This is a genomic window from Flavobacterium sp. HTF (assembly GCF_003105115.1).
Taxonomy (GTDB): Bacteria; Bacteroidota; Bacteroidia; order Flavobacteriales; family Flavobacteriaceae; genus Flavobacterium.
Genome location: NZ_QETH01000002.1, coordinates 137,010 through 153,432, shown reverse-complemented (window position 1 = coordinate 153,432; position 16,423 = coordinate 137,010). Strand labels below are relative to the sequence as shown.

9 protein-coding genes are annotated in these 16,423 nt (G+C 35.9%); 1 reads left to right on the top strand and 8 read right to left on the bottom strand.

The window, feature by feature from the left end:
* The 3 genes from DCO46_RS01425 to DCO46_RS01415 form a co-directional block, all read right to left on the bottom strand.
* The coding region (locus DCO46_RS01425; RefSeq protein WP_243416227.1) for a DUF2931 family protein at positions 1–780 on the bottom strand (780 nt) is incomplete at its 3' end.
* Between the two features lie 52 nt (positions 781–832).
* Positions 833–2,470: a phospholipase effector Tle1 domain-containing protein gene (locus DCO46_RS01420; protein WP_116750813.1), complete on the bottom strand. Its 1,638-nt coding sequence runs from the start codon at positions 2,468–2,470 to the stop codon at positions 833–835.
* 3 nt (positions 2,471–2,473) lie between these two features.
* Positions 2,474–4,282: a type VI secretion system Vgr family protein gene (locus tag DCO46_RS01415; RefSeq protein ID WP_116750812.1), complete on the bottom strand. Its 1,809-nt coding sequence runs from the start codon at positions 4,280–4,282 to the stop codon at positions 2,474–2,476.
* A gap of 427 nt (positions 4,283–4,709) precedes the next feature.
* Here DCO46_RS01415 and DCO46_RS01410 point away from each other — a divergent pair, with 427 nt between their 5' ends.
* The gene (locus DCO46_RS01410; RefSeq protein ID WP_116750811.1) at positions 4,710–4,988 is read left to right on the top strand and encodes a hypothetical protein; all 279 of its coding nucleotides are present in this window, start codon (positions 4,710–4,712) and stop codon (positions 4,986–4,988) included.
* Between the two features lie 92 nt (positions 4,989–5,080).
* Here the strand turns inward: DCO46_RS01410 and DCO46_RS01405 are convergent, their stop codons facing one another.
* From DCO46_RS01405 to purL, 5 genes are all read right to left on the bottom strand, one after another.
* Positions 5,081–6,409 (bottom strand): SWIM zinc finger family protein, encoded by a 1,329-nt coding sequence (locus DCO46_RS01405; RefSeq protein WP_116750810.1) that lies wholly within the window; start codon positions 6,407–6,409, stop codon positions 5,081–5,083.
* A 5-nt stretch (positions 6,410–6,414) separates the two neighbouring features.
* Positions 6,415–9,507 carry a DUF6493 family protein gene (locus tag DCO46_RS01400; RefSeq protein WP_116750809.1) on the bottom strand — a complete coding sequence of 1,031 codons (3,093 nt, stop codon included), beginning with the start codon at positions 9,505–9,507 and terminating at the stop codon, positions 6,415–6,417.
* A 196-nt stretch (positions 9,508–9,703) separates the two neighbouring features.
* On the bottom strand, positions 9,704–11,485 hold the full coding sequence (locus tag DCO46_RS01395) for an AMP-dependent synthetase/ligase (protein ID WP_116750808.1): 1,782 nt from the start codon (positions 11,483–11,485) through the stop codon (positions 9,704–9,706).
* Positions 11,486–11,660: 175 nt separating this feature from the next.
* Positions 11,661–12,119 carry a hypothetical protein gene (locus tag DCO46_RS01390; RefSeq protein WP_116750807.1) on the bottom strand — a complete coding sequence of 153 codons (459 nt, stop codon included), beginning with the start codon at positions 12,117–12,119 and terminating at the stop codon, positions 11,661–11,663.
* A gap of 297 nt (positions 12,120–12,416) precedes the next feature.
* Complete coding sequence (gene purL / locus DCO46_RS01385; protein WP_116750806.1) at positions 12,417–16,088, bottom strand: phosphoribosylformylglycinamidine synthase; 3,672 nt, start codon at positions 16,086–16,088, stop codon at positions 12,417–12,419.
* Positions 16,089–16,423 lie beyond the last annotated feature (335 nt).

Genomic DNA, 16,423 nt, shown 5'->3' with positions numbered 1-16,423 from the left:
GAATATCACTTTTTCATTAAGAAAGATATTGCCTCTAAAGCGTTCATCAGGACTAGTTTCCCAATCAAGTTCTAGAATTTGCGGCAAGGCGCGATTATCGTAACTTATAACTGGCAATAAAGGCATAAAAATTATATCTTTTTCACCATTATAATTGGTAAAACAATATCTAAATAATCTTAAATTAGAGTTTTCATTCTCCATTTTTACCCTAAAGGTGTAGCGTTTGCGGTACATATCCCATTTGGCAGATGAAGCATCGGGCAAAAAATCCCTTTCTCTTACTTCCTTTCTGTTCATTGACCAGCTTTTAAAAAGTTTTTGTTCCAGTTCCTTATCATTATCAATTACCTGAGCCTGATATCGTCCCAGTTCAATTCTAAATACTCCATATTGTTTCCAAACGACTACCATTCCTTGGGGAGCAAACCCAAATATTAAACCCGAAAATTTTTCATAAGTATAATCATTATAACGATATATCATATCCATAGCTTTTTTCATCTCTTCTACAGGAAAATCAACTTTTAGATGATAAAACTTATCTTCGTAACCTGCATAGTAAATAACATCTGCCCCAATAGGCGTTCCGTGTTGGGATGTCCAAGCCGATGGTGTGTATCCCCATTCTCCGGATGAACCGCCAAAAGGCAGACTGGCCGGATTTCCTTCGAGGGTAAGGATGTCTCCTTGTACAAATTCAACACAGTAAATATTTTCATTCTCTTTATATTGTTGTGATGGCTGGCAGGTATAACTCTCCCATTCGTGTTTTTTCATTTGACAACTTGCGTTTAATGTGATGATTAATAAGAGCAAAAAATTGTTTACTTTATCCATTGTGTATTTCTCTTTTACGTTTTTCAACAGGCAAAACTTCATCAAATCTGGGACCTAGTCCAAACTGATCTGCCTTTACTGACCAATGCAAGTATTTATTACGCAGTTTTTTTAAATCGTCATCATTGATATAATCCTGATAATTTATTTGTTTAGATTCTTTTATGTATTGCGTCGCAGGCTTGTTTTGTTGTATTGCCTCATTTCGATGTGTCATAACCGCTTGGCTGTAGTTTGTCAATTGTTCAAATACATTGGCAATGAAGGGATCTGAAATATTGGTTTTTTTCTTCTCTTTTGCTTCATCATAAACAACTTCAAATTGTTTTGAAACCATAATCATTTTATTCAGTGCAATTTTATCATACGTATTTTCCAAAATTCGGGTTCCTACCAAAAATGCAATTCTATCATCTTCATTATATTCCAAAATCAATTCATCATTTTTGTACCACCCTTCGTTTACTAATAATTCCTTGAAAGCATCTGCCTTTTTAGTATTGGGTATAAAATTAAAATGCTTATCGCGTGTGCCAAAAAAATAGTTTTCCTTAAATACAACTGATCGTTCTTTCTCGCCTTGTAGATAGGAACCTCCAATATCTGAATGAACTCCAGGCAATGTTAATTCTAAACCTTTTAAACCTGCACTTTGTATATTGGTTAAATCGAAATTTTCCCGGTATTCATCAGCCGATGATAACTGAAAGACCATTTTTGCTTTTTTTACGGCGTCCAGGCCTAAATCTTTTACATCATTATTATGACTAAATCCATGAGATGATACAGTATCATACAATCCCACAAAATTGAAATAAACATCTTTTATCTCAAAGACACCATTATTAACAAGACATCTGCCAAAATAACCTAGTTTAACATCAAAACTTTCCGGATAAGGAGGTTTGGTCTTGTCTTCATTTTTTGGATATCTCATAGGCATCATATCGCCTGGGAGAATAAAATATCCTTCTTTATTTACTTTTACCGTATAAGAAATATTTGTAATATCTAAAAAGTGCCTTGCAGTTGCCGCGCCACGGCTAAAACCATATACATTGATAGTTAATAAATCTACTGGTTTTCCATCGGCGGCATATTTTATTTCCAAAGAGCCTTTTTCACATGCCACTTTCACCTTATCTTTAATACCAGTATTCCAAAAGCCGGCACTTTGTGCAATACCCATCGGCAATGCATCATCAGTATCCAAATCGGTAGTACCAACTCCTTCAATATAAACTTTTAGTGGTTTAGGTTTGTTAACAAGCTTTTTAATCGAAATAGCATCGTAAGCTCTTGCTATATTTGTATAATCATTTTCATAACTATCATTCTTTTTGTTCGATTTTTCCTGATAGGCAAAAGTATTTTTTTCTCTTGCCTCTGTATTATTTCTGTTGTTCGCTGTACCGTCAAAGAAAAGATTCAATGTTAATTCAAGACGGTTATTTATCGAATCTTCAGAGTGCGAAGGTTCATAATCGTGATGTATAATACCATTTTCTTCTCCATACCAATTATTTTGTGTGGTAGCAGCAAGATGAACATCTCCATTTGTAGCATGGATGTCTATATTTCCTGTGGCGGCCTTTGTAAGTGTTCCGCCAATTATTCTTGTAATGCTCATAATTTAGTAATTTCTGGAATTTTCACCACTATGACTGTTTATATCTTTAGACGCTTTTAAGTTTATACTTTTCTCTGTACTATTTAAAAGCACTTCCTGAGCCATTTCTTTTATTTCTTTTGTCTCAGTTTCTTTATTTCCTTTTATCCATTCAAACATATTACTGGTGACAGTAAGCAAAAAATTGATACCTATGGTAAGATATTTAGATCCTGTAATCGCTTCAGTATAATCTCCACCAATAGCATTAGATTTATTGAGACCAACATTTGTATTCATATTTTGACCGGCATTTATATGTATATTTTCACCAGCATTTAATGTAAAATTTTTAGGCGCATCTAAAGTTGTATTTCCATCTCCATCCATGAAATATTTGTTACCACTTGGATCTTCAATTAAAAGACTTCCTTCTGCATCATTCATAATGATTTTTATCCCAGAACGTGTATGAATGGCTTTAATGTCATTTTTTGGAGTATAATAACCTGACATTTCCTTCCCATTATAATGTGCTCCCATCACATAAGGATTCTGGGCATTTCCGCCTTCAAAGCCTACTAATACTTCTTCGCCAGTTTCAGGAATAAAATAAAAACCTTTTCCTGCTCCGCCGTGGGGCTGGATCATTCTCATCCATTGGCTTGATCTGCTTCCTGCTGCCCAAAAGAATTCAACCCTTACACGACCCAAACCTTCAGGATCGTTGTTGTCTTTTATTTTTGCAGGCTGTGTTTCTGCTTTTGCAAAAACATAGACATTGGTGTAATGCGGTGCTGCAACATCAGCAGGGATAGCTTTAAATTCGCAGGAATAATTGCCGTGTACCTGTGAGTGATGAATGACTTCTATGCACAAAAGATGATGTTCTACGGCTTGGTTGACAATTGTAAATGTCTGTCCTATTCCTAAAGGGAAATAGGATATTCCACTGTAATAAACACTGTTGGCATCCCTTCCTGCAGTATGCAGTTCTACCATTTCTTCTATTTCTTGTTTGTTCTGTGCATTGTTGGTATAGGCTCCCAAGCTCAATTCAGGCTGGGTAACGGTTCCTTGATTATACCCCACATTAGATGCAAAACTATCTTTACTGCCGGCAGAAGTTCGTTCTGATGCATTTCGAATGTTTTCTGTACTATTATAATCGTAACCTCCTAACGAAATTTTGTGTGCATCCATATTAACCTCAATCTTAAAACTATGCAGCGATGCTCCGTTGATAAGTTTTATTTTTGATGCTTTTGTCTGTCCGAACTGCATGCGCATTCCATCAAAATAAAACCATTGTCCGTATCGAGAAGCCAGTCTTTTTAGAAAATTAAAATTAGATTCATTATACTGAGCCATATAGTAGAATTCTTTCATGTACGTCGACCTGATAGCTTCTCTTTGATAAAACTCCGTCGGTCCTTCGGACAGAATATCCAAAACAATATCATCCATGCCTCTTTCCAGATAGGTTCTGGATTTAGGTCTGTCGTCTAAAACAATGCTGTGACTTATCCCGCTTACTTGTAGATTAACAGCACTCCCATTTAAATCGAGCGAAGTTAATTTGGTTATGATTCCCTTACTCATAAGCTTGATTCCTGTTAAGCTTTTAAAGGTGAAAATAACTTCACTTCCATTATAACTTCTTATAGCTTTGCCTTGATCTTCAGGTTTTATAACGGCTTTGCCTGTGTATTGCCAGACAAATGAAAAATGATGATGATCTGCCATCTTTTGCGATAGCTTTAAATCATAATAAATAATGTTTTGAGTAAAACCTCCAATCGTAATATGTACCTGATCTGAAAAATGCGCCATAATTTTAACCTCTATTTTAGTTAGTTTATAAAGTTTAGTTTAAAAATATGGTCGGAAGGTTTTTTAGATAGCCTCCAAACGGTATTTTAATATTAGAATAAGTTTGTTTGTGGAATAAATATTGAGAAAGCAATAGGCAAACGAGCCATACAAAAAAACAACTGTCTTTAAGTGATATAATTTTTATCTTTGTATTCTAATAAATTATATAATTAAAAAAGTAAGTTTTTTCTCTCTTTTTAAAATAAAAACATATCTTTGTAATGTCAAAATACTTTACAAGGAGAAATCCGAAACTTAGTTAATAAGTTAACATAAACGAGCCCTCATTCACGTTGCTGGAGCTAGTGATAGCCCTAATTCCACTCCTTGTAGTGTTTTGACACAACCGAAGATGAGGGCTTCGTGCGTTTAAATATTTTCGAAAATGTCAAAAGAAAATCAAAAACCAACACACCGTGATGTAGTGCCATCCGTAATTAATTTCCTTTCAGACGAATTGTTTGAGGGAGATTACAAAGAACAGCCAATGTATTTGCAGGAAGTCTTCGAGCTTTTAATGCATACCGAATTTGGCGACGATATCCATTTAAGGCAAAAAATGCTGAGCTGTTTAAGAACCAGTCGAAATCTCCTAGAGACTTTAGCTCCTTTTACAGAAAAGCAAATTCAGAAAGCTTGTCTCAATAGTAAATCCTATCAATAAAAAACAACTTTGCAAATACCAATTTGCAGTTTTTAAATTAAAAAATCGCCCTTTTATAGGGCGATTTCATTTATAAATAGACAAGTAAATCTCTAAGAAACTATCATCTTCACTCCCAAAATATGCTTACAGATTCCTCTCTTGCCCTGATAAGCCGTAAACCAGTCGCAGGTGCATCTTTGCGAAGTGTTGTCAATAATAACCTTGTGCAAAACGCCTGAACCTTTTACTTTAGCTTCTATATAATTGGCTCTTCGTTCTACAATTTCGATGTCTTCGTTGTCGATTAGTTTCTTGGCATTTTTCAGCCTCGGATTCAGAGATAAAATACGTTCTGTTTTAAAAGGAAGCCTGCGGTAGAAATGTGCTTTTTCGGCTAAATCATAACCCAGCAATCCCATTGATGATAAATTGGAAGTCAGGTTGTCCATGGTTCCAAAATCAATATCATTTTCTATAGAAAGCATCGTTGGGTCAAACATTTCATTTGATTTCAGTAAACTGTTTAATCCGTAAACCCATTCTATTGGCAGGTTTTCGGTCATGGTTTCCAGTACATTTCCTTCACCAGAAAACCCACGGTAAGAATCGGGAGAAAAAGCCATTAACAATTGCATTTTTCCAAACTCGGCCACAACGGCGCAGGTTTGTTTGTCTGACGATTCATAAATAAAAATTTTATCAACAATGGACAAAATGCCTTCTAATAATCGTAATCGCTGTACGCCGCCAATTCTCACGCTGTCGGCCGTTGCCAAAGTCGAAAACATAAATTTTCCGGCTCTTTTGGTTATAAAAAAATCACCTTTTACATTTCCTTTTGGCAGACTCTGAAACAATTGAATGGTTTGGATTTTGTTTACTTCAAACTTTAAATCCATATCGGCCAGATAAAGCTGAACGCTCGTTAAACCTTTTATCCAGCGCATCGGCAGGGTTACTTTTTTCTCGGTAACTTTTGCTTTGCTGGTAATCACCTGAACATCCTGCTGACCAACGGCAAGCGTTACTTTTTCGTTTTTCTGAATGGCGTTTAAGGCATTCAGCATTGGGTCGTTAAAATCGACATTGGTCGTTCCGTTGGCAATAAATTCGCCGTCTATGGCTTCGGGTTTCATGTCCAGTCGTACATAAACGCCATTGCAGGACGAAAATCCTTCAAAACGCAGTCTTTCAGATCCTGCCGAAACGATAGGATCACGCAAACTTGGCGGAACAGGCCCAAAACTCGAACGAACCACTTTGGCAATCGTGCTCCAGCATTTTGCCGTAACATAAGGATCGGTCAAACTTCCCCAGAAAAAACACGGAATATTGTTGACTTCTTCAATTTCGGTTTGGTGTGCCAGAACAAGATTGTTGATTCCTTTGGTTTTGCTATAGGTCGAAATCCCTTTATAATTATATTCTAAATCTGTCATTTTCGTTATTTTAAAATTTGCTTAATCAATGATTTAAGCGCGGTATTATCTTTCCATTGTTCAAAGAAAACAATTGCTTTTTCCGAAGGTTTCTGGTTGGTTTTCGTCAAAACATCAACATAGTTTTCTACTATTTTTTTGAAACTCGTTGGCAGTTTTTCTTTTAAAACCAGATTTTCAAAAAAGGAATTAAACAATTGAAACAACGCACTGTTGTGCAAAGGCGAGATATCTTTCAGCGTTGCTAACGCATCAGAAAAACGTAAAAATACGCCATATTTTTCAGAAGCCAGAAGTGCTGCTTTTTGAGCAAAAATTTCGATATCAATAGCTTGTCTTTCAATTAAATGAATCAAAACCTCCGAAGCGAGTAATCGTAAATCTTTTTTTTCCAGAAAAAAACAGGCAGCAAACAAAAGCTGTGTAATTTCTGAAAATCTGAATTCCGGTCTGTGTATTACATCCAGAAAACCTTTTAATTCCGGTTTTGAGCCATCGGCAGTTGCACAATTCTGCAATAAGGTTAACGCTAAAGCATCTGCATTTTGAGGCATTATGCTGTGCCAATAATAGGTATTTCCGGTATAACTCATCAAATAATCCCAGCTGTTGCCGCGATTGTAAATATCCTGGCTGTACAACAAATAATTTGGAATTTTGTTATAGTAAGGCAGGTCAAATTTTAATTCGTACCAGTATGGTGTCCGCTCTTTTTCTTTGGTTTGATAATTTGTCCACTCGCTCCATTTTTCTTTAAATTTTATTTCAGGAACAAATGGCGAAACCACAAACGGAATTTCTTTTAAATACGTGTTTTCAAATTCAGGAAAAGTATCGTTTGGATAAAAAGTTCTGGCTGCAACCGCCCACAAAGATAAATTGCCGGTTTCTTTGGTCGTTTTGCCCATCGTTGCCAGAAGTTTGGAAAACAAAGAAGTCGAATCTAAATTCAGTTTTTCATCAACACCCAGACAGAACGACAAAAGTTGTTTTATTTCGCCTTCAACCTGATTTAATAACGGAATGGCTTCTGCGGTATTTTCTCTCGGCATACGCGCCATGGCAATAGCCAAATCGACATAATCAATTTCTTCTTTGGCTTTTTGATATTCGATAACCCTTTCCAGCAAAACCTTTGGCGCAACCCAATACGGTTTATGGCTCGGGAAAGAAAGCAGGGGCAAAGTCGAATTGGATTCGATTTTTTGCTGTACTTTTTCTAATAATGATTTGATTAAAGTAAGTGTATTTACTTTTGAATAATGTTTATAGGTACTGTCGAATTTGCCATTTATATTTGGAATTTTCTGCTGTAAAAAAGACTTCATATAATTTTTATGAACGGCTTCAAAATAATGTTTTTGAAGTTGTTTTTCATAAGGCTGTAATTGTGCCGTATAATCTGCCGGAAATAAATCCCGCTGCTGAATGTAAACATTCATCAGAATTTCGGTATCCAGGATTTCGTCAGAACCAATAAAATTTCCAACCTGAAACAGAATATCATTCCAGTCCTTTGGCAGCTGTACTTCTTCTATAAGCAATAATTCCTTTTTAGGCTCAAAATAATATTCTTCCAAAGCCGAATCGTCAATAGTAAGCGCTTCCTGATCTAAAAAGGATGTCAGGCCGGATTTGATATTTCCCTGCATTAAAGTGACATAAGAACTTAGTTTTTCTTTTAGCGCTTTGTCTTTTTGCGATCCAATTTTTAAAATAACTTTTGAAGCACGTTCCTGCAAAGCCAAATCAGAAATCACATATACATCGGCAATAATCGGAGCAATGGTATTGTTTAATTTTGGGTTTGCTTTAGCCAGTTTTTCCAGAATTGGCAGCACACTTTTTATCGCGGCTTTACAGTCGTTTCGCATCATAAGCGGTTCCAGCCATTCGAGAAACGATTTGGTTTTGAATTTCGGATGCTCATAGATTTTTTTCACAAGTTCTACACCAAAGCTGGTAATAGGAGGATAGGCATTGTGAAAAAAGCTGAATATATTTTCCTGATAAATAATAAGTTCGTCCGGAGTAACATTAAACTCGTCTAATCTTTTTCTGAAAAAAGATTTCAGGTTATTGTTCCATTCTTTGGTCTGAATCTGAATCGCATTTTCGACAAAGAAAGCACGATCCATTTTTTTATCTTCTAATAATGATTTGTAAATCACGCTCCAGGTCTGGAATTCGTCATATTTTTGATTGTCATTATCACGAAAGAAGTTAGTATGAAGGATCGTTTCGTAATTAAACAATTCCGGAATATCTCTCTGATAACTTATTTTATCATTCAAGATGGTATCGATAAAAGCTCTGGTTTTCATTTTAGCGCGCCATTCATTGGTTGCCGCTAAACTCAAAGCATATAATTCGGGATTGAATTGCAGTAAATTATGTTCTTCCAGATTGCGCAGGATATGATAATTAAAATTTACCCAGTCTTGTCTTTTTACTTTGTCCAGAAGAAAAGTTTCGAGCCAGTTTGGTTTTGCCCAAAGGAGAGTATCTAATACGTGCGGTTTGTCGTCTAATTCATTTAGTAAATGCAAGGCTTCATCCCACGAATTAATATCGGTTTTGTCAAACAAGGCGATTGCGCTTAGTGTAATGATTTCACCCTGAGTGCGGTCACCACGTGTTCCCCAGCCATAATCGTTTTTGCCTTTTTTTACATAACCGGGATCTTTTGTCAGATCAGTATATGTCATCCAGTAACGCTTACATTTTTTGATGTGTTTTTTTAAGGCTTCAATATTGCCTTTTGCTTTTTCTTTCAGCAGAGGTAATAATAAATTAATATTTTTGGATTTTATAATAGCGTCGTATTCTTCTAAAACTTCATCAGAACTTTTGCTTTTTGCTGATTTTGGTTGAGCAGCAATATCCACTTCTCCGGTTTCAGAATATCCTTTTTTTATTTTTTCGGCAACTATCTTTTCAGCCATTTTCAGGCATTCCTCATTTGAAGCAAAATTTTTTGTCTGAGTTGTTCCGGAAGTTCCGTTTTTTCCGTAAGTCACTGTATAATCAGATCCGGTAACTTTGATTTCCCAGAATTTATCGGAGTTTCCATCAATATATTTAAGGCTTTTTTTCATTATATAGCTATAGAAAGGTTTATAGGGTTGTATTGATATTCTCTCAAAAATAGAAATATTTACCTACTTTATTTGTTTTTTCCTAAAAGTTTTAAATTAAAAAAAAGCTCTCTTTTTGAATAAATAAAAAACACTGCAATAAAAAAGGCTGTCTCACAGAGGCAGCCTTTTTCTTTTTTTGGTTATTATATTTTGATTAATTATTGTTCCCGTAGATTTTTGCGTAAAGATCTTTGTAGATTTCCTTAATGATTTTACGTTTTAGTTTTAGCGTAGGAGTAAGCTGTCCGCCGTCGATAGACCAGACATCCGGAGTAAGCTCAAAACGCTTGATTTGTTCCCAGTGTCCGAACTTTTTGTTGATTTCTTCAATTTCAGTATCTATACGTTTGATAACGTCAGGATTAGAAGCGATTTCGGCTGTCGAATTCCCTAAAGTGATTTTGTGGATTTTCGCCCATTCTTTTACGAATTCAAAGTTTGGCTGAATAAAAGCCGCCGGCATTTTTTCGCCTTCACCAATCACCATGATCTGCTCGATAAAACGAGATTGTTTCATGGCATTTTCAATCAATTGCGGTGCGATATATTTTCCTCCCGAAGTTTTGAACATTTCTTTCTTACGATCCGTAATTTTTAAGAAACCTTCTTTGTCAATTTCTCCGATATCTCCTGTGTGGAAATAACCGTCTATAATTGCTTCGGCTGTTTTTTCCGGATCTTTGTAATAACCCAACATTACATTTGGTCCTTTTAACAGAATTTCTCCGTCTTCGGCAATTTTAACTTCAAGATTGCGAATTGGTTTTCCAACAGTTCCAATTTTAAAACCTTTGTTTCTTTGGTCGTTTACTGCAATTACAGGAGAAGTTTCAGATAACCCGTAACCTTCCATAACCGGAATTTCGGCCGCAGCAAAAACTCTCGTTAAACGTGGCTGTAAAGCAGCACTTCCTGAAACCATTAAATCAAGGTTTCCGCCCAAACCTTCTTTCCATTTACTGAAAATTAGTTTTCTGGCAATTTTTAACTGGAATTCATACCAGAATCCGTTAGCTCCGTAAGGTTCGTATTTTAAACCTAAATCGATAGCCCAGAAAAATAGTTTTTTCTTGATTCCGGTAAGTTCACCGCCTTTAGCATAAATTTTATCGTAAACCTTCTCTAAAAGCCTTGGTACAGCCGTAATAACTGTAGGTTTAACTTCTTTAAGGTTATCACTGATTTTATCGATAGATTCTCCAAAATAGACAGAAACGCCATAATATTGGTAGATGTACAAAATCATTCTTTCAAAAATATGACAGATAGGCAAGAAGCTCAGGGCTGTGCTTTTTCCCGGATCAAAGGGAATTCTTGGCGCACTGTCCAGAACATTCGAAACAATATTTTTGTGCGAAAGCATAACTCCTTTTGGTCTTCCTGTAGTTCCTGAAGTATAAATAATGGTAGCCAGATCGTCTTCGTGAATGCTGTCTTTTCTGGCTTCCACTTCAGACTGATTGCTTTCATCTGCACCCAGAGTCAGTAATTCCGACCAGTGTTTGCATCCTGCAATTTCATCAAAAGAAAATACTTCTTTTAAGGTTGGTACATTTGCTTTGATGGCGTTTACTTTGTTAAGTACTTCCGTATCGGATACAAAACAGTAAATACTGCCGCTATGGTTTAGGATATATTCGTAATCTTCTTCGGCAATTGTTGGATAGATCGGAACGTTTTGTGCGCCCGTCTGCAAAATACCAATGTCCATGATATTCCACTCTGTGCGGTTATTAGAAGTGATTAAAGCAATTTTATCATCTTTCTGAACGCCCATGCGTAATAATGCTCTCGAAACAGCATTTGCTTTAGCAATATATTCCTGGCTAGATGTTTTTTCCCAAGCCCCGTTTTTTTTAGTTGCCAAAGCAACCGGAAGGTTATAAGATTCTTGTTGATAATAAGGAAAATCAAAAAGGCGTGTGATTGAAACCATGTTTAATATATTGAATTTTATTGCAAATTAAATAAAAATTAGGTACGATTTCTAGTTTTATAGAATTTTATGGGAAAAATTATAACTACTGTCAAAATTCTACGAAAACGTTTTCTTTTTTGTAGTAAAATTTCAAAAAACCAAGAAATTTATAAATTATCTACCCGTCAATATACTATTGTACATTATAATCTTCGTACGATTTTACCCTTTCTCCCATCAGGAACATTTTTTTCTTGGCAAAATGGATAGAAAGCTGTGTGTAATTCCATTCGTCGCTGTCGGTTGTTCTGTACCAAAAAGTGTAAGAGGCACTGTTGAAACCTTCTTTGAAAATAGCAACTCCTTCTTCACTGCATTCAACACCCCAATTCATTTTTCTCTTGCTTAAATCTTCGTCCTGGATAACTCCTGTTCCGTCCGGGTTTAAAACGGTGCTTGGCTCTTTTTTCCCGATAGGAAGGAAGGTGCCCTGTATCGGATACGGAATGGTAGTGGTGATATAACGCTCACGTCCTTTAAAAATGATTTTATCTATTTTGATATCCTCAGGAGCTAATGCGTTTGATTGTGACTGTGATGTTGTAGCAATAAAAAATAGTGCAAAAAGGAGAAATGCTTTTAAGGTTTTCATTCTTGTAGGATTTAGCGTTTTTGGGTTATAAAAAGTTCTGTGGCACAAACTTTAAAGCGAATATAGTTTAAAAATTAATAAAAAAAAGAATCCGGATTATAAGAATGGATTTTTTTTTAAATATTTTGAAATCAGTCAGAAATTAGGCTCTAAAAATAATTTTTTGATGTTTTTTTTTGATGTTTTATGCCACGAATTGCACAAATTTCCACTAATTTAATTCATGATAATTCGTGTAATTTGTGGCATAAAAAAAACGCCCGATAAATTCGGGCGTCTTTAGTAAAAATATATTTCTTAGTTTTTCTCAATCCATTTTCTGGCATTGACAAAAGCTTCGTGCCAAGGCGAAACCTCGTCATTTCTCTCTTTTGGATAATGCGCCCAGTTCCATTGGAAAGTCGAACGCTCAATGTGAGGCATCATTACCAAATGTCTTCCTGTTTTATCACACATCATTGCGGTGTTGTAGTCAGAACCGTTAGGGTTTGCAGGATAACCTTCATAAGCATATTTAGAAACAATGTTGTATTGGTCTTCTGAATAAGGCAATTTGAATTTTCCTTCTCCGTGAGAAACCCAAACTCCTAAAGTGCTTCCAGCCAAAGTCGATAACATTACAGAATTATTCTCCTGAACTTTTACAGAAGTAAAAATACTTTCGTGTTTGTTACTTTCGTTATGAAGCATTTTTCCGTGAACTTCATGTTCCGGATTAATCACTTCTAATTCCATAAACAACTGACATCCGTTACAGATTCCAACAGATAAAGTATCTTCTCTTTTGAAGAATTTATCCAAAGCTGTTTTTGCTTTTTCGTTGTACAAGAAAGCTCCGGCCCAACCTTTAGCAGAACCTAAAACATCTGAATTAGAGAATCCTCCAACTGCTCCGATGAACTGAATATCTTCAAGCGTTTCACGACCCGAAATTAAATCGGTCATGTGAACGTCTTTTACGTCAAATCCAGCTAAGTACATAGCATTTGCCATTTCACGCTCAGAATTACTTCCTTTTTCACGAATAATAGCTGCTTTTGGTCTTGGTTTAGAATTGTCGATTTCTGGTTTCTTTCCTGTAAAGTGTGCAGGGAAAGTATAATTTAAAACCTGATTTTTATAGTTTTCAAAACGTGCCTGAGCTCTTCCGTTTTTAGATTGTTTTTGATCTAATAAATAAGAAGTTTCAAACCAAACATCTCTATAAGTCGGAATGTCTAAAGTCCAAAGTCCAAGGTCTAAAACTGCAGTATTTTGAACTGTACCTAATTTGAAGAATTCAATATTGTTTGCTTTCAATTTAGCTTCAACAGCTGCATCTGATTTAGTCTGGAAAACAATTCCGATGTTTTCAGCGAAAAGGATTTTCAATAAGTCTTTTTCAGCAAATGCAGAGAAATCAATTTTTGCTCCTAAATTCACATCAGCAAAACACAATTCTAATAAAGTGGTGATTAAACCACCGCTTCCGATATCGTGACCCGCTAAAATCTGGTTTTCACCGATTAATTCCTGAATCGTGTTAAAAGCATTTTTGAAGAAAGAAGCATCTTTAATCGTAGAAGTTTCGTTTCCGATCGTGTTTCTGATTTGTGCAAAAGAGGAACCTCCAAGTTTGAAATCATCCTGAGACAAATTGATATAATAAATAGAATCTCCGTTTTTCTGTAAAACAGGCTCAACAACTTTTCTAATATCGGTACAGTTTCCTCCAGCCGAAATAATAACCGTTCCCGGCGCGATTACTTCGTCATTTGGATATTTTTGTTTCATCGAAAGTGAATCTTTTCCAGTTGGAATATTGATTCCCAATTCGATTGCAAATTCTGAACAGCCTTCAACAGCAGCGTACAAACGAGCATCTTCACCTTCGTTTTTACAAGCCCACATCCAGTTGGCAGATAATGAAATACCTTTTAAACCATCTTTAATTGGTGCCCAAACAATGTTTGATAACGATTCTGCAATTGCATTTCTAGATCCTGCAACCGGGTCAATTAAAGCAGCGATAGGAGCGTGCCCAATAGAAGTTGCAATTCCTTCTTTTCCTAAATAATCCAAAGCCATAACGCCGACGTTATTCAATGGCAATTGTAACGGACCTGCATTTTGCTGTTTTGCTACTTTTCCTCCAACACAACGGTCAACTTTGTTAGTCAACCAGTCTTTTGAAGCAACAGCTTCTAAACGTAAAACGTCTTTTAAATAACTTTCGAAATCTGCAGTGTTGTAAGCAACATCCGCATATTTTCTGTCGATAGTTTTATCTGTCATAACCGTTTTTGGAGAACTTCCGAAGAAATCTTCTAATGCATAATCCATCGGTTTTGAACCATTTGATTGTGACTGGAAAGTAAAACGGTGATCTCCCGTTACATCCCCAACCTGATACATTGGTGAACGCTCTCTGTCAGCAATTCTTTGCAACGTATCAATATCTTTTTGACCAATAACCAATCCCATTCTTTCCTGAGATTCGTTACCAATAATTTCTTTTGCAGAAAGAGTAGGGTCTCCAACTGGTAATTTATCTAAATCGATTAAACCTCCAGTTTCTTCCACCAATTCCGAAAGACAGTTTAAGTGTCCTCCGGCTCCGTGATCGTGAATAGAAACTATAGGGTTATTGTCGCTTTCTACCAAACCACGTATCGCGTTTGCTGCACGTTTTTGCATTTCAGGATTTGAACGCTGAATCGCATTTAATTCGATTCCTGAACCGAAAGCTCCAGTATCTGCAGAAGAAACCGCAGCACCACCCATTCCGATTCTATAATTTTCCCCTCCAAGAATTACGATTTTATCGCCTTCTTGTGGTTTGTGTTTTATGGCCTGATTTAATTTTCCGTAACCAATTCCGCCCGCCTGCATGATTACTTTGTCATAACCAATTTTACGGTCATTTTCTGAATGTTCGAAAGTCAAAACCGAACCTGTAATAAGTGGTTGACCGAATTTATTCCCAAAATCTGAAGCTCCGTTTGAAGCCTTGATCAAAATATCCATTGGCGTTTGGTACAGCCATTTTCTTTCTTCCATTGCATTTTCCCAAGTCCTGTCATCCTGAGCGGAGTCGAAGGACTTCAAACGAGAATAAGAAGTCATGTAAACTGCAGTTCCAGCTAATGGCAATGAACCTTGTCCACCCGCTAAACGGTCACGAATTTCTCCTCCAGAACCTGTTGCAGCTCCGTTGAAAGGCTCAACAGTTGTTGGAAAATTGTGTGTTTCTGCTTTTAAAGATAAAACCGAATCAAATTCTTTTATTTCGTAAAAATCAGGTTTGTCTGCCGATTTTGGTGCAAATTGCTGCACTTTTGGTCCTTTTACAAAAGCAACGTTGTCTTTGTAAGCAGATACAATATCGTTAGGATTTTCCTGAGATGTTTTTTTGATTAATTTAAAAAGAGAAGTTTCTTTTTCTTCACCGTCAATTACAAAAGTTCCGTTGAAGATTTTGTGACGACAGTGTTCTGAATTTGCCTGTGAGAAAGCAAAAATCTCAGAATCAGTTAATTTTCTTCCTAGTTTAGTGGCAAGATTATTTAAGTATTCTACTTCTTCTTCGCTTAAAGCTAAACCTTCCACTTTGTTATAAGTCGCAATATCATCAATTTCCAGAATCGGTTCCGGCTGAATGTTGATCGTGAAAATCTCCTGATCTAATTCGTTGAATTTTTGGAAAAGCATTGGGTCAAAATCATTGAAATCTTCCGTTGCAGGATGAAATTCTTCAATTCTGATAATGCCCGGAACACCCATGTTTTGGGTGATTTCTACAGCATTTGTACTCCAGGGTGTGATCATAGTGGCGCGTGGACCAACAAAAAAACCCGTCAGTGCGGATTTCTCGATCTTATTAGAGTCGGCAAAAAGCCAGTTTAATTTTGAAATGTCTTGAGCTGAAATTTCGTTTTGCGTTTGTACGGCAAAAACAGTTTTGCTTTGGTTTTCAAAGAAATGGATCATTTGTGTAGTTTGTTGTATTGAAGGTGCAAATTTAGTGTAAATAAATAGTAAGCGCAAATTTGAAAACCATCTCTTTTAAAAAAAATTAAAGCTGCCTTTTTCTTGCATTTTTTTACTAAAAAGACGCAGAATCAGGAGGTTTTTGGCTCTTTAAAATTTCGTAGGATTTATTTAAAAACGAATCCGTAATTTAATCTGCTATCTAGCCAAATCAGAGAGAAAAATTTAAACCTGAGAAAAAAGAAAATTAAATTTTAAACTTTGCATTTTAGCATTTTTGAGAAAACAAATCTGCAAAATTTGCGAAACATGCGAGGAAATAAAAAAAGCATTTT

What these genes read in the sequence shown, in the direction of transcription:
- DCO46_RS01420 (WP_116750813.1), bottom strand. Translation starts at nt 2,470, where the DNA reads ATGAGCATTACAAGAATAATTGGCGGAACACTTACAAAGGCCGCCACA.
- DCO46_RS01415 (WP_116750812.1), bottom strand. Translation starts at nt 4,282, where the DNA reads ATGGCGCATTTTTCAGATCAGGTACATATTACGATTGGAGGTTTTACT.
- DCO46_RS01410 (WP_116750811.1), top strand. Translation starts at nt 4,710, where the DNA reads ATGTCAAAAGAAAATCAAAAACCAACACACCGTGATGTAGTGCCATCC.
- DCO46_RS01405 (WP_116750810.1), bottom strand. Translation starts at nt 6,409, where the DNA reads ATGACAGATTTAGAATATAATTATAAAGGGATTTCGACCTATAGCAAA.
- DCO46_RS01400 (WP_116750809.1), bottom strand. Translation starts at nt 9,507, where the DNA reads ATGAAAAAAAGCCTTAAATATATTGATGGAAACTCCGATAAATTCTGG.
- DCO46_RS01395 (WP_116750808.1), bottom strand. Translation starts at nt 11,485, where the DNA reads ATGGTTTCAATCACACGCCTTTTTGATTTTCCTTATTATCAACAAGAA.
- DCO46_RS01390 (WP_116750807.1), bottom strand. Translation starts at nt 12,119, where the DNA reads ATGAAAACCTTAAAAGCATTTCTCCTTTTTGCACTATTTTTTATTGCT.
- purL (WP_116750806.1), bottom strand. Translation starts at nt 16,088, where the DNA reads ATGATCCATTTCTTTGAAAACCAAAGCAAAACTGTTTTTGCCGTACAA.